Raw genomic sequence first — 11,813 nt, forward strand, 5'->3', positions numbered from 1 at the left:
AATGAGGCTCGCCTTTTGTTTCAGGGATTAAACCATGGCCTCCTCCTCACGCATTGCCACCAGACTGCCGCTCGAGATGCTCTATCACTGGGAGCGGCAGTGTCCCGACCGGATCTATCTTCGTCAGACCATCCACCGCGAATACGTCGACTTCACTTGGGGTGAGGTCGCCGACGAGGCGCGGCGCATGGTGGCGGCACTGCGTGCGCTGGGACTGGTCTCCGGCGACAAGGTAGCCCTGCTCTCCAAGAACTGCGCCCAGTGGTTCATCGCCGATCTGGCGATGCAGATGGGGGGCTACGTGAGCGTTCCCATCTATCCCACCGCCAACGTCGACACCATAGAGTACGTGCTGCGCCACAGCGAGGCGAAGGCGATCTTCGTGGGCAAGCTGGACGACTGGAAGAGCCAGGAGGCGGGGGTGCCCGGCGATCTGCTGCGCATCGCCTTGCCCTATGACACCATGCCGGCGGCGCACCAGTGGGACGATCTGCTGGCGCAATACGACCCCATTCCGGATAGCCCGGTGCAGGCGCCGGATGCCCTGCTGAGCCTGGTCTACACCTCCGGCAGCACCGGCAAGCCCAAGGGGGCCATGCTGAGCGTGGAGCGCTACGCCTGGTCTTGCGAGAAGCTGGTGGAGGCGGTTGCCCTCACGGCGGAGGATCGCGGTTTCTCCTACCTGCCGCTCGCCCATATCACGGAGCGGGTCTACATCTACGGCGGCAGCCTGTTCAGCGGCGCCACCATTGCCTTCCCCGAGTCTCTCGACACCTTCATCGAGGACGTCAAACGCTGCCGGCCCACCGTCTTCATCTCGGTGCCGCGGCTCTGGGCCATGTTCCGCATCAAGATCCACGAGAAGCTGCCCCAGAAGAAGCTGGCGCTGCTGCTCAAGATCCCCCTCGTCTCCGGCCTCATCAAACGCAAGCTGCAGCAGGGGCTGGGGCTGGATCAGGCGCGGGTGCTGGGCTGCGGCTCGGCCCCCGTGGCCCCGGCGTTGCTGGAGTGGTACCACAGCATCGGCCTCGAGATCACCGAGGCCTGGGGCATGACCGAGAACCACGCCTTCTCCACCCTGAACTTCCCGTTTAGGGCCGACAAGATTGGCACCGTCGGCAAGGCGGGGCCCGGGGTGACCATCCGCATCTCCGACGAGGGGGAGATCCTCTGTCGCTGCGAGGGCATGATGGTGGGCTACTACAAGGATCCCGAGCACAGCCGCGAGGCCATCGACGCCGACGGCTGGCTCCATACCGGCGACATGGGCAAGCTGGACAGGGAGGGCTACCTCACCATCACCGGCCGCATGAAGGACGTCTTCAAGACCGCCAAGGGCAAGTACGTGGCCCCGGTGCCCATCGAGGGGATGCTCGGGCAGGAGCCCATCATCGAGCAGCTGTGCGTCATCGGCTACGGCATGCCGCAGCCGGTCGCCCTGGTGCAGCTCGCCGAGAGCGCCATGAAGGGGGACAGGGCCAGGGTGGATGCCCAGCTGGAGAGCGCCCTCAATCGGGTCAACGACAAGCTGGAGTCCCATGCCCGCCTGCGGGGCATCCTGGTGGTCAAGACGCCCTGGAACATCGAGAACGGTGTGCTGACCCCTACCATGAAGATCCGTCGCCACCTGCTGGAGCAGAAGTACGCGGACATCGGCGAGCGCTGGTCCGGCAGTCAACGCATTCTGTGGGAGTCCTGAGAGGGGACTGGGTTGCAAGACAGATGAAAAAGGGGAGCCGATGGCTCCCCTTTTTATGGTCGTTGCACGGCGTTAGACGGCGTTGTATTCCAGTTCGACCGAGCCCAGGGCCCTCAGGGTGGACTGGGCGGAGTCCCGTTGGCTGATCTGGCCATCCTTGCTCTCCAGCAGCACGGCGCGGCGGACGGTGGCGAGATCCTCGCCATTCAGCACCGCATGGGCGCAGGCCATCTGCATGGGGGGGAGGCTCGGGTTGAAGGCGGCGTTCTCGGCGTAGCGACCGCAGAAAATGCGGCCATCTTCGAACTGCAGCGCCACCGCGGCATAGCCCTGACTGTAGGGGGCATAGCTCTGGCGGGCGGCGGCGAGCGCGGCCTGCCACAAGGGGTCGTCGCTCTCGAGCACCAGCTCGTCGTGGGCCTGGGGGCTCATCAGGGCGTCCGTGATCTCGAGATCGGCGGGGCCGAAGGAGTGAGGCAGGAAGGCCTGCAGCTCGCTCAAGTCGTCCGGCAGGGAGACCTTGAGCGTCTTGGCGGTGCTCAGTTCGTTCATGAACTGGCGGCAGTGGCCACAGGGGGTGTAGTTGACGGTGATCTCGGAGATCCCGGTCTCGCCGCCGAGCCAGGCGTTGGAGATGGCGGACTGCTCGGCGTGCACCGAGTGGAACAGCCCCTGGCCTGCGAACTCCATGTTGGCGCCGAAGTACCAGGTGCCGCTCAGGCCGCAGGCGATGGCACCGACGAAGAATTTGGAGATGGGGGCGACCGAGCAGGCGGCCGCCAGTGGCAGCAGGGCCAGGCGCAGGGCCCTGTCATCCAGCCCGGTGGCGGCTTTCAGGGTCGCCACCTGTGCGGGGGTGAAACGGGCCTGGAAATCGTCCCCCAGCATGGGGCGCAGGGCGTCCTGGAGCGGGGCAGAAAGGGTCTCGAATGGCTTGGCAAAGCGGGGATGCATACTGTGTCCTCAAAGGCCAATTGGGGGGCCATTGTAGGGAGCAAGCGCGGTGAAATATGTGAGCGCGCTCACGCCTTGATGGGCAAAGAGCCGGGGATGGTAAAGGAAACGTTTGTCTTTCGCAATCTGTGCGCGGGCTCGCAGCGTGACGGGACCGTCGGTGTCGCCTGGGTATGATTGAAGAGGGAAGGAAGGTGCCATGGCCCAGAGGGCCATGGCCGGGTGTCCCGAGGCTCAGGTCAGCCAGTGGTAGAGGGCGAACAGCAGGGGGGCGACGGCGGCGGTCAGCACGCCGCACACCACCATGGCGAGCGACGAGAAGGCCCCCTGGGTGATCCCCTGTTCGGCGGAGGCGGCGGTGCCGATGGCGTGGGCGCAGGCCCCCATGGCGAGCCCCTGGGCCTCGGGGTCGGTCACCCGCATCAGCCGGAGCAGGGGAAAGCCCACCAGGGCCCCCAGGATCCCCACTACCACCACCACGGCGGCGGCGATGGCGGGAATGCCGCCCAGGGACTGGCTGACGCTCATGGCGAGGGGGGTGGTGATGGACTTGGTGGCGATGGAGGCCAGCAGCGCCGGATCCGCCCCCATCAGGTGCCCGATACCCAGGGTGGTGCAGACCGAGATGAATACCGCGCTGAGGGTGCAGATCAGAATGGGCTTGAGCTTGTCCCGGATCTGGCGCGCCTGCTGGTAGAGGGGCAGGGCCAGGGCCACCACGGCCGGCTCCAGCAGGGCGGTGAGGGGGGCAGTGCCCCCTTGGTACTGATCCAGCGGCAGATCCAGCCAGAGCAGCAGGCCTATGATGGCGGCGGTGGGGATCAGCACGGGGTTGATGACGGGCCAGGGGAGGCGACGATAGAGGGCCCGGGTCATGAAATAGAGCGCCAGGGTCAGGGGCAGGGCAAACCAGAACATCATGGCTTGTTCATCCTTTGATAGAGGTGGCCGACCGCACCCAGAATGAGCACGATGCCGAGCACGACGCAGAGCATGATGAGGCCGAAGGATTGGCGCAGGGGCTCGAGCCAGGCCACCAGGCCGACCGCCACCGGCACGAACAGCACCCCCATGTGGCGCAGCAGCAGGCCACCCCCCAGCTCGACCCAGGAGAAACGGACCAGCTGCAGGGAGAGCAGCACGAACAGCAGCAGCATGCCGAGGATGCTGCCGGGGAAGGCGAAAGGCAGGATGGCGGCCAGGGCCTTGCCCGCCAGCAGGCAGGCGATGATGACCAGAAAATCACGAAGGTAGAGCAGAGTGCGTCGGAGCAGCACGGGGGCCTCATCTTGGCAACTGTGAGCGAGGTCGCAGTTTAACAGGCACGGGGGGCACGGAACAGGGTCAACTGGCCCGCAGGGGATACAATGGCGCTTCCCGTCGTTCCCCCACAAGTAGGAGATCCCATGTCGTACCCCTCTCTCCTGGCCAGGCTGCGCCAGCTGTCAGCCGATCCCGCCCTCTCTCCCCAGCTGCTGCAGACCCGCCAGTGGGACGGACCCCTGTGCCGGGTGAGGCTCGACAACACCGGGAGCACCCCGGCGCCGGTGCATCACTGGCGGCTGTTCGAGGGGGATCTCGGCCTCTCGCCCGCCGCCGCCATCTATGGCGAGGGGTTCCAGATGCTGGCCCAGACCATGGGCAGCTGGCAATCGCCGCAGCCGGTGGGGCGCTGCCCCGATGCCGGCGTCTATCGCATCACCGAGGACGAGGGCTATCACACCGTCCACAACCTCTTGCTGGTGGAACAGGAGGGGGGCTGGCTGCTCCTGGCGTTTGCGAGCTGCCACCGCTTTGGCGGCGAGTTTCGCCTCTACCCGGATGGCCGCCTGGCCATAGTGATGAACACCGAGGGGCGGGTGCTGGCACCACAGACACACTGGCAGAGCGAGGCGCTGATCTGCCTGGAGGGGCCGGACAGGGAGGCCCTGCTGGCCGAACTGGCCCGCCTCATCGAGAGGGAGCACGGCACCCTGGTGGACCAGATGGCGGCGCGTCCGAGCGGCTGGTGCTCCTGGTATCACTACTATGCCCAGGTGAGCGCGGACGACATTCGCGAAAACCTGGCGGTGCGGGCCGAGCGCTTCCCCGCCCTGCGCTACGTGCAGATAGACGACGGCTATCAGGCCAGGATGGGGGACTGGCTCACCCCGTCTCCCAAGTTCGAGGAGGGGGTGGCGGCCCTTGCCCGAGAGATCCGCACCGCCGGCTGCGAGCCTGCGCTCTGGGTCGCCCCCTTTATCGCCGAGCCCGGCTCGCAAGTGTTCCAGCAGCACCCGGAGTGGTTCGTAAAGGGGGACGACGGCCTGCCGCTCCCCTCCGAACGGGTCACCTACGGCGGCTGGCGCTGCACCCCCTGGTACGTGCTGGACGGTACCCACCCCGAGGTGCAGGCGCACTTCGAGCAGCTGTTCCGTACCCTGCGCGAGCAGTGGGGCATCCACTACTTCAAGCTGGATGCCAATTTCTGGGGGGCCATCCACGGCGGTCGTTTCCACGATCCCGACGCGACCCGGGTGGAGGCCTATCGTCGCGGCATGGCCGCCATCTTGCGCGGCGCCGGGGAGGGGGCCTTCCTGCTCGGCTGCAACGCCCCGATCTGGCCGAGCCTGGGCCTGGTGCACGGCATGCGGGTGAGCGACGACGTGGAGCGCCATGGCCCGCGTTTTCGCCAGATAGCGCGGGAAGCCTTCTGCCGCGCCTGGCAGAACGACCGGCTCTGGGCGCTGGATCCCGACTGCGTCTGCCAGCGGGATCTGCCGAGCCAGCGGGCCAGCGCCGCCGAGTATGACTTCCACCTGGCCGCCCTGGTGGCGAGCGGGGGCATGGTGCTGGTCGGCGACAGGCTGCAGGATCTGGACGAGCAACAGGGAACGAGGCTGCACAAGCTGCTGGCCCTGTGCGAGGGGCGCGCCCCGGCGGCCCGTTTCGACGACATGCGTTTCAGCCGCGGGCGGGTGGCGCTGCCCGGGGGCGGCGAGCTGCTCTGCCTGTTCAACTGGGGCGAGCAGGAGGCCCGGGTCGCGCTGCCGGCGGGAGGCACGGATTTCTGGAATGAGGCCCCTCAGGGGGAGGAACTGGTGCTGCAGGGAGGCCAGGGGCGGGTGATCCGCTACGGCTGATCCTCCCCGTCAAAAGCGACAAGGCTCCCATCGGGAGCCTTGTTCCATGTAGGGAGCGTGTTGGGCGTGCTTCGTTAGAAGTGCCACTCCACGCCGACGGCGTAGTTGGCGGAGCCATAGCCCGGGATCTGGTTGCTGGAGGCCAGCGCCTTGACGGTCAGGCGGTTGCTGAGGGGAATGCCGAGCCCCATGCCGATGGCGATGGCATCGCTCTGATCCCCCATCATGTCGACCCGCAGGGTGCGGTAGAGGGAGAGATCCTGGCTCATCTGGGCGTAGATCTGGGACGACTTGTTGTAGAGCTGGCCGAACACCTCCATCTGGAAGCCGTTTTGCGGCGTGATGGCGAGGGGGATGCCGGCGAAGCGGTAGAGATCCGAGTGGTTGAAGTAGCTGTTGGTGATCTGGGGGGTGAAGTCGGTCTGCTGGTAGAGGGTGTTGAAGTTGCGTTCGATGAGCTGATAGGTCTGCTCCGGCAGACGCAGCAGATAGTCCGGCACTTCGAAACGCACGCCGGCCTGGGCGAGCGAAGGCAGCAAGGCAGCGGCGGCAAGCATGACAGCAGGCAGTGCTAAACGCATAAGACGAGAGATCCCCAACAGTCGAGAGCACGGCATCCATACCGATAGCGCGAATAATTATCAAACTATCAGGAGCCTGGGCTCCCTGCTCATTATGTCGTGCCCGCGAGGCGGGCACAGGAGTTTAACTGTGAAACGGCTCACATCTCACAGATCTTCCAGGTAGTGGTAGAGACTCTTTAGAATCGCAAAGTTTCGTTCGTTACCCTGATTCTGCTCTGCCAGCGCCTCGAGGCGGGGAGCGTAGTCGGGCAGGCGGCTGCTGAAGTAGTCGCTGCAGTGCAGGCGCCAGCGCTTCTGCTCCGCCTCGCTCAGGGTGTGGGGCCAGTTGCGGGCGCGGTAGCGGAACAGCATCTCGGGCAGGCGGGGGTCGCTGAAGGCGAACTCCCGTTCCCCCAGCAGATCCGGCGGGGTGGCGCGCACCAGATCCATGGTGGCCTTGTCGCCGTGGCCGAAGAAACCGGCGTAGAGCTGGGTATCGGGGTCGCTCTCGTTGCTGCCGGCAAACTCCTGGTTGAACACCTCCACCAGCTTTTCCCGCACCTCGGGGTGGGCGCGCAGCAGATCCAGGCTCTTGCGGCACTGCTCCCGATTGATGCCGAGCTCGTCGGCGCGCTCCGCCGTCAGGGTGGCCGCCGGCGCCAGCACGGGGCACTTGTTGATGTGCACCAGTTTCACCGGAATGCCCGCCAGATCCCCCAGCTCCTCTTTTTTGGTGTAGAGGCGCTCTCTGATCTCCTCGCAGGACAGCTCGATGAGCGGGGTCGGATCGCGTGTGAGATCCACCATGATCACCGCGTTCTGGTTGGTGGGGTGCCAGGCCAGCGGTGACACCCAGCTTGCGCAGCCCTGCCAGGGGGAGAACATGCCGGACACGTGCACCAGGGGCTTCATGGTCACCACGTCGATGAGCGCCTTGACCTTGTTCTTGTTGCGAAGGTCAAAGAGATAGCCGAACAGCTTGGGCTGGGCCTTTTTCACCAGTTTGGCCATCTCTATGGTGGCCAGGACGTCGGAGAGCGCATCGTGGGCGTTGGCGTGAGATACGCCGTTGGCGACGGTGAGCTTCTCCAGCCTGAAACTCGGCTTGCCCTCCTCGTCAAAGGCCCACTCTATCCCCTCAGGGCGCAGGGCATAGCAGGCACGCAGCATGTCGAGGATGTCCCAGCGGGAGTTGCCGTTCTGCCAGGCGTAGGCGTAGGGATCGTAGAAGTTGCGATAGAGGGTGTAGCGGGTCACCTCGTCATCGAAACGGATGCTGTTGTAGCCGAGCACGCAGGTACCCGGGGTGGCAAATTCCCCGTGGATCTGGCGGATGAAGTCCGCCTCGCACAGCCCATCCTTCATCGCCTTCTGCGGCGTGATGCCGGTGATGAGGCAGGCCTCCGGCTCCGGCAGATAGTCCGCCGGCGGCTTGCAATAGATGACCAGCGGCTCGCCGATGACGTTGAAATCCGCGTCGGTGCGAATGCCAGCGAACTGCGCCGGTCTGTCCTTCGCCGGGCTGATGCCGAAGGTCTCGTAGTCGTGGAAGTAGAAGGTGGGCCCGCTGCCCGGGTGCGCTGTGTTGCTCATGTTGTTCGAGATGGGGTATCCGGTGACGGCGGCGTCAGGCGCCGGGGTGGGGGTGCCAGGCACCACAATGGTCAGCATGGTAAACCATAGCGCAGGCAGAGCGAAGTCCGGTGCGCCTGCCTGGCGGTTTAACGAGCAGCGTGGCGCGACCTGGCGATGGTCCGGCCTCTACCGCTTAGGAAAGAGGGGCGTCAGGCTGTCCAGATCCAGCAGGGTGAAATAGCCGCCCGCGTGGGGATACCAGCCGCCGGTGTCGATGTAGTAGACATTGCCGAGGCGCACCAGGACGCTTACCGGGGTGTGGCCCACCACCAGGGCGACCAGATCCTCGATGCCGCTCTCGTCCAGCAGCTCGATGCGGCGCCGTGACCAGAGGCAGACGTTCTTGATGGCCCGAAGCGTCCCGCCGCTTACCCCGGCATCGAGTTGGTCCAGCAGGCCCTGCCAGGTGGGGAAGGGGCAATCGGCGTGGAGCAGGCCGACGGGCCCGCGGCGGGTCTGCACCTCGATGGCGAGGGGCAGGGCGCGGTAGCGGGCGGCGAACAGGGCCTGCTCGTCCTGGCTCAGTTGCGCAAACCACCCTCCGCCATTCTGGATCCAGTTCTCCCGATCGCAGCTCTCATGGCGGCAGACGTAGTCGTCGTGATTACCGCACACCGGATGGAACCAGGGGCGTGCCAGCCAGTCCAGGGCCTTGGCGCACTCGGGCCCGCGATCGGTCAGATCCCCCACACTGAAGAGGCGATCCCGCTCGGGGTTGAAGTCGATGCTGTCCAGTGCCTGCTGCAACAGCGCAAAGTAGCCGTGGATATCGCCCACCGCCAGATCGCGCCCCAGAAGATTGGGGGAAAAGCGGCGGATGAGGGGGGACGGGGTCATGGCGTGCCTCCTTGCCTGCGCAGTGTGTGGAGCGCGGATGCGCGACGCGGCGTGAACGGCGCAGGAATACAGGGAGCATGGCACGCTCTGCCAGAACCTTGAAGGGGAGGGGGGCCTGTGTCAGCAGAACACCCGGGATAAAAAATGCCAGTCGATGTCGACTGGCATTTTTGATGGACGACGGATTCCGGGATCAGAGCAGGTCTTCGAGCTGGTACTTCTTGAGCAGGGTGTCGAAGGTGCCGTCGGCCTTGACGCTGTCGATGGCGGCATCGAAGCGAGCCTTGAGCTTGTCGTCGTGCTTGCGCAGGGCCACCGCGACCCCTTCGCCCAGGATCTTGTCCTGGGTGCCGTTGAACTGGGGACCGACGAAGGCGAACTGCTTGCCCATCTCCTTGTCGAGGAAGCCGACCTTCAACTGCACCATGTTGCCGAAGGTGTAGTCGGCGCGGCCGGACTGCAGATCCAGCATGGGGGACTGGGCGTTGACGTAGCGCTTGATCTTGGCCACGTCGCCGTAGCGGGCGGTGACGAAGTTGTCCTGGGGCGTGCCCTCCTGCACCGCGATCACCTTGTCCTTGAAGTGCGCCGGCTCGTCGGCGAAGTCGGCGGCCTTGTCGCTGCGCCCCACGAAGCGGTTCTGCATCATGTAGTAGACCTGGCTGAAGTCCACCTTCTGGCGTCGCTCATCGGTGATGTTCATGGAGGACATGATGGCGTCGTACTTGCGCACCTGCAGGCCGGGAAGCAGGGCATCCCAGGGCTGGTTGATCACCTCGCACTCGGTCTTCATGGCCGCGCACAGGGCGTAGGCCAGCTCGACCTCGAAGCCGCCGAGCTTGCCGCTGCTGTCGACCATTTCGAAGGGGGGGTAGGTGGCGTCGGTGGCGATCACCAGGGGTTTGGCGGCAGCCTGGCCTGTGGTGGCCAGGGCCACCAGCATCATTGCGGTGTTGAGTTTCATAGTCAGTCCCTTGAGTGTGGCGTCATGTCGATGGTCGTAACGGATGTCGGCCTAGGGGCCGACGGCTATCTTGCGATGGGCGAGGGCCGGCAGCTGGCTTCGCACCGTGCGCTGGGCCGTCAGATCCAGGGTGGCGATGGCCATGCCCTGACCCTCCTCGACCCGGGCCAATACCCGGCCCCAGGGGTCGATGATCATGCTGTGGCCGAAGGTGCGCCGCCCACCGGGGTGGTGTCCCCCCTGGGCCGAGGCCAGCACGAAGGCCAGGTTTTCCACTGCCCGGGCCCGCAGCAGCAGCTCCCAGTGCGCGAGCCCCGTGGTGTGGGTGAAGGCGGCGGGCAGGGCGATGATGTCGGGGGCCGGCCCCAGCCGGAACAGCTCCGGGAAGCGCAGGTCGTAGCAGATCCCGAGGCGAAGCAGCCCCCAGGGCAGGGGGTGGCTCACCACCGCCTCCCCCGGGGTCATGGTCGCGGCCTCGTCATACTGCTCCTGCCCGGTGCAAAAGCCAAACAGATGCAGCTTGTCGTAGCGGCAGGCCAGGTTGCCCTCGGGGTCGACGAGCAGGCTGCTGTTGTGCATCTTGCCGGGCTCGTGGCTGGCCAGCGGCAATGTGCCGGCCAGGATCCAGATCCCGAGCTCCCGGGCCAGCCCCTGTACCCAGGCCAGCAGGGGGTGATCGCCGACGGGGGCGGCCAGGGCGACCCGTGCCCGCTCATCTTCTGGCATCAGGTAGAAGTACTCGGGCAACTGGGCGAACTCGGCTCCCTCGGCCGCCGCCTGGCCCAGCAGCACCTCGGCCTGGGTCAGGTTGTGGTCGAGGTCATCCCCGGAGACCATCTGCAGCACGGCAACGCGTACGCTGTCCATGTGGCCTCCTAGACGCGGCACAGGCGCTCGGCGCCCGCCAGCAGGGTGTCGTCATCCTTGGAGAAGGAGAGGCGGATGACCCGTTGATCCGTGCCGTCGTGATAGAAGGCGGAGACGGGGATGGTGGCGACCCCGTGATCGCGGATCAGCCGCTGCACGAACAGGCTGTCCGGCTCGTCGCTGATGCGCTCGTAACTCGCCAGCATGAAGAAGCTGCCGGCGGAGGGGAGCAGGGTCAGACGCGACTCTGCCAGGGCCGAGGTCAGCAAGTCGCGCTTGCGCTGGTAGAAGGCCGCCAGCCCCTGGTAGTGGGCCGGTTGCTGCAACAGGTGGGCGAAGCCGTACTGCATGGGGGTGTCGGCGGCGAACATGGCGAACTGGTGCACCTTGCGGATCTCCTCCATCAGGGGACGGGGGGCCACGCAGTACCCCACGCGCCAGCCGGTGACGTGGAAGGTCTTGCCGAAGGAGAAGACGGCGACCGAGCGCTCCACCAGCTCCGGGTAACGGATGACGCTCTGGTGCAGGGCACCGTCGAACACCACGTGCTCATAGACCTCGTCCGAGAGGATCAGGATGTCGGTGCCGCGCACCAGGCGGGCGAGGTGCTCCTGATCCGCCGCCTGCCAGACGGTGCCGGTCGGGTTGTGGGGGGTATTGAGCACTATCATGCGGGTGCGGGGATTGATGCGGGCGGCCACCTCCTCCCAGGGGATGGCAAAGTTCGGCGCCTTGAGGGCGATCACCACCGGGGTGGCACCCTGCAGCTGGATCATGGGGCGGTAGCTGTCGAACGCCGGCTCGAACATGATCACCTCGTCACCGGGGTGAACCAGGGCGGTGATGGCGCAGAACAGGGCCTCGCTGGCGCTGGCGGTGATGGTGATCTCCTCGCCCGCGTCATAGTGGTGGCCGTAGCTGGTCGCAATCTTGGCCACCAGTTGTTCGCGCAGGGCGGGCAGCCCGGTCATGGGGGCGTACTGGTTCTCGCCGGCCAGCATGGCCTCATGGGTCACCCGGATGAGCTCGGGATCGCAGGGGAAACTCGGCGCCCCCTGGGAGAGGTTGATGCTGGGGTGGCGGGCGGCCAGATCCCCGATCACGGTGAAGATGGTGGTGCCCACCTGGGGCAGTTTGCTGGAAACCTGGGGGATGGACATGGCGCCGTCACC

At 66.0% G+C, this 11,813-nt stretch carries 11 protein-coding genes; 2 read left to right on the forward strand and 9 right to left on the reverse strand.

The window, feature by feature from the left end:
* The first annotated feature begins 34 nt into the window (after window positions 1-34).
* Window positions 35-1,699 carry an AMP-binding protein gene (locus BN1136_RS09505; RefSeq protein WP_043761171.1) on the forward strand — a complete coding sequence of 555 codons (1,665 nt, stop codon included), beginning with the start codon at window positions 35-37 and terminating at the stop codon, window positions 1,697-1,699.
* 72 nt (window positions 1,700-1,771) lie between these two features.
* On the opposite strand, the gene cdd is transcribed toward BN1136_RS09505, so the two are convergent.
* From cdd to BN1136_RS09520, 3 genes are all read right to left on the reverse strand, one after another.
* A complete protein-coding gene (gene cdd, locus BN1136_RS09510; protein ID WP_043761170.1) occupies window positions 1,772-2,653 on the reverse strand; it encodes a cytidine deaminase in 882 nt (293 codons plus the stop codon).
* 234 nt (window positions 2,654-2,887) lie between these two features.
* Window positions 2,888-3,574: an LrgB family protein gene (locus BN1136_RS09515; RefSeq protein ID WP_043761169.1), complete on the reverse strand. Its 687-nt coding sequence runs from the start codon at window positions 3,572-3,574 to the stop codon at window positions 2,888-2,890.
* A complete protein-coding gene (locus tag BN1136_RS09520; protein ID WP_043761167.1) occupies window positions 3,571-3,930 on the reverse strand; it encodes a CidA/LrgA family protein in 360 nt (119 codons plus the stop codon). The genes BN1136_RS09515 and BN1136_RS09520 overlap by 4 nt, the downstream gene beginning before the upstream one ends.
* A gap of 129 nt (window positions 3,931-4,059) precedes the next feature.
* Here BN1136_RS09520 and BN1136_RS09525 point away from each other — a divergent pair, with 129 nt between their 5' ends.
* Window positions 4,060-5,775 (forward strand): glycoside hydrolase family 36 protein, encoded by a 1,716-nt coding sequence (locus BN1136_RS09525; RefSeq protein ID WP_043761165.1) that lies wholly within the window; start codon window positions 4,060-4,062, stop codon window positions 5,773-5,775.
* Between the two features lie 74 nt (window positions 5,776-5,849).
* On the opposite strand, the gene BN1136_RS09530 is transcribed toward BN1136_RS09525, so the two are convergent.
* The 6 genes from BN1136_RS09530 to BN1136_RS09555 form a co-directional block, all read right to left on the reverse strand.
* The gene (locus BN1136_RS09530) at window positions 5,850-6,356 is read right to left on the reverse strand and encodes a hypothetical protein (protein WP_043761162.1); all 507 of its coding nucleotides are present in this window, start codon (window positions 6,354-6,356) and stop codon (window positions 5,850-5,852) included.
* 147 nt (window positions 6,357-6,503) lie between these two features.
* A complete protein-coding gene (gene sbcB / locus BN1136_RS09535) occupies window positions 6,504-7,931 on the reverse strand; it encodes an exodeoxyribonuclease I (RefSeq protein ID WP_043761418.1) in 1,428 nt (475 codons plus the stop codon).
* Between the two features lie 168 nt (window positions 7,932-8,099).
* Window positions 8,100-8,810 carry a metallophosphoesterase gene (locus tag BN1136_RS09540; RefSeq protein ID WP_043761160.1) on the reverse strand — a complete coding sequence of 237 codons (711 nt, stop codon included), beginning with the start codon at window positions 8,808-8,810 and terminating at the stop codon, window positions 8,100-8,102.
* Between the two features lie 193 nt (window positions 8,811-9,003).
* Window positions 9,004-9,774, reverse strand: coding sequence for an ABC transporter substrate-binding protein (locus BN1136_RS09545; RefSeq protein ID WP_043761158.1), 771 nt, complete (start codon window positions 9,772-9,774; stop codon window positions 9,004-9,006).
* Between the two features lie 51 nt (window positions 9,775-9,825).
* Window positions 9,826-10,641, reverse strand: a complete 816-nt coding sequence (locus BN1136_RS09550; RefSeq protein ID WP_043761156.1) for a carbon-nitrogen hydrolase family protein — start codon at window positions 10,639-10,641, stop codon at window positions 9,826-9,828.
* A gap of 8 nt (window positions 10,642-10,649) precedes the next feature.
* Window positions 10,650-11,801 (reverse strand): methionine aminotransferase, encoded by a 1,152-nt coding sequence (locus BN1136_RS09555; protein ID WP_043761154.1) that lies wholly within the window; start codon window positions 11,799-11,801, stop codon window positions 10,650-10,652.
* Window positions 11,802-11,813 lie beyond the last annotated feature (12 nt).

Source organism: Aeromonas taiwanensis (genome assembly GCF_000820165.1).
In the GTDB taxonomy this organism is placed as follows: Bacteria; Pseudomonadota; Gammaproteobacteria; order Enterobacterales; family Aeromonadaceae; genus Aeromonas; species Aeromonas taiwanensis.

Bases quoted from the DNA above. Each gene is read 5' to 3' on its own strand.
- BN1136_RS09515 (WP_043761169.1), bottom strand. From the start codon at position 3,574: ATGATGTTCTGGTTTGCCCTGCCCCTGACCCTGGCGCTCTATTTCATG.
- cdd (WP_043761170.1), bottom strand. From the start codon at position 2,653: ATGCATCCCCGCTTTGCCAAGCCATTCGAGACCCTTTCTGCCCCGCTC.
- BN1136_RS09525 (WP_043761165.1), top strand. From the start codon at position 4,060: ATGTCGTACCCCTCTCTCCTGGCCAGGCTGCGCCAGCTGTCAGCCGAT.
- sbcB (WP_043761418.1), bottom strand. From the start codon at position 7,931: ATGAGCAACACAGCGCACCCGGGCAGCGGGCCCACCTTCTACTTCCAC.
- BN1136_RS09545 (WP_043761158.1), bottom strand. From the start codon at position 9,774: ATGAAACTCAACACCGCAATGATGCTGGTGGCCCTGGCCACCACAGGC.
- BN1136_RS09540 (WP_043761160.1), bottom strand. From the start codon at position 8,810: ATGACCCCGTCCCCCCTCATCCGCCGCTTTTCCCCCAATCTTCTGGGG.
- BN1136_RS09555 (WP_043761154.1), bottom strand. From the start codon at position 11,801: ATGTCCATCCCCCAGGTTTCCAGCAAACTGCCCCAGGTGGGCACCACC.
- BN1136_RS09550 (WP_043761156.1), bottom strand. From the start codon at position 10,641: ATGGACAGCGTACGCGTTGCCGTGCTGCAGATGGTCTCCGGGGATGAC.
- BN1136_RS09505 (WP_043761171.1), top strand. From the start codon at position 35: ATGGCCTCCTCCTCACGCATTGCCACCAGACTGCCGCTCGAGATGCTC.
- BN1136_RS09530 (WP_043761162.1), bottom strand. From the start codon at position 6,356: ATGCGTTTAGCACTGCCTGCTGTCATGCTTGCCGCCGCTGCCTTGCTG.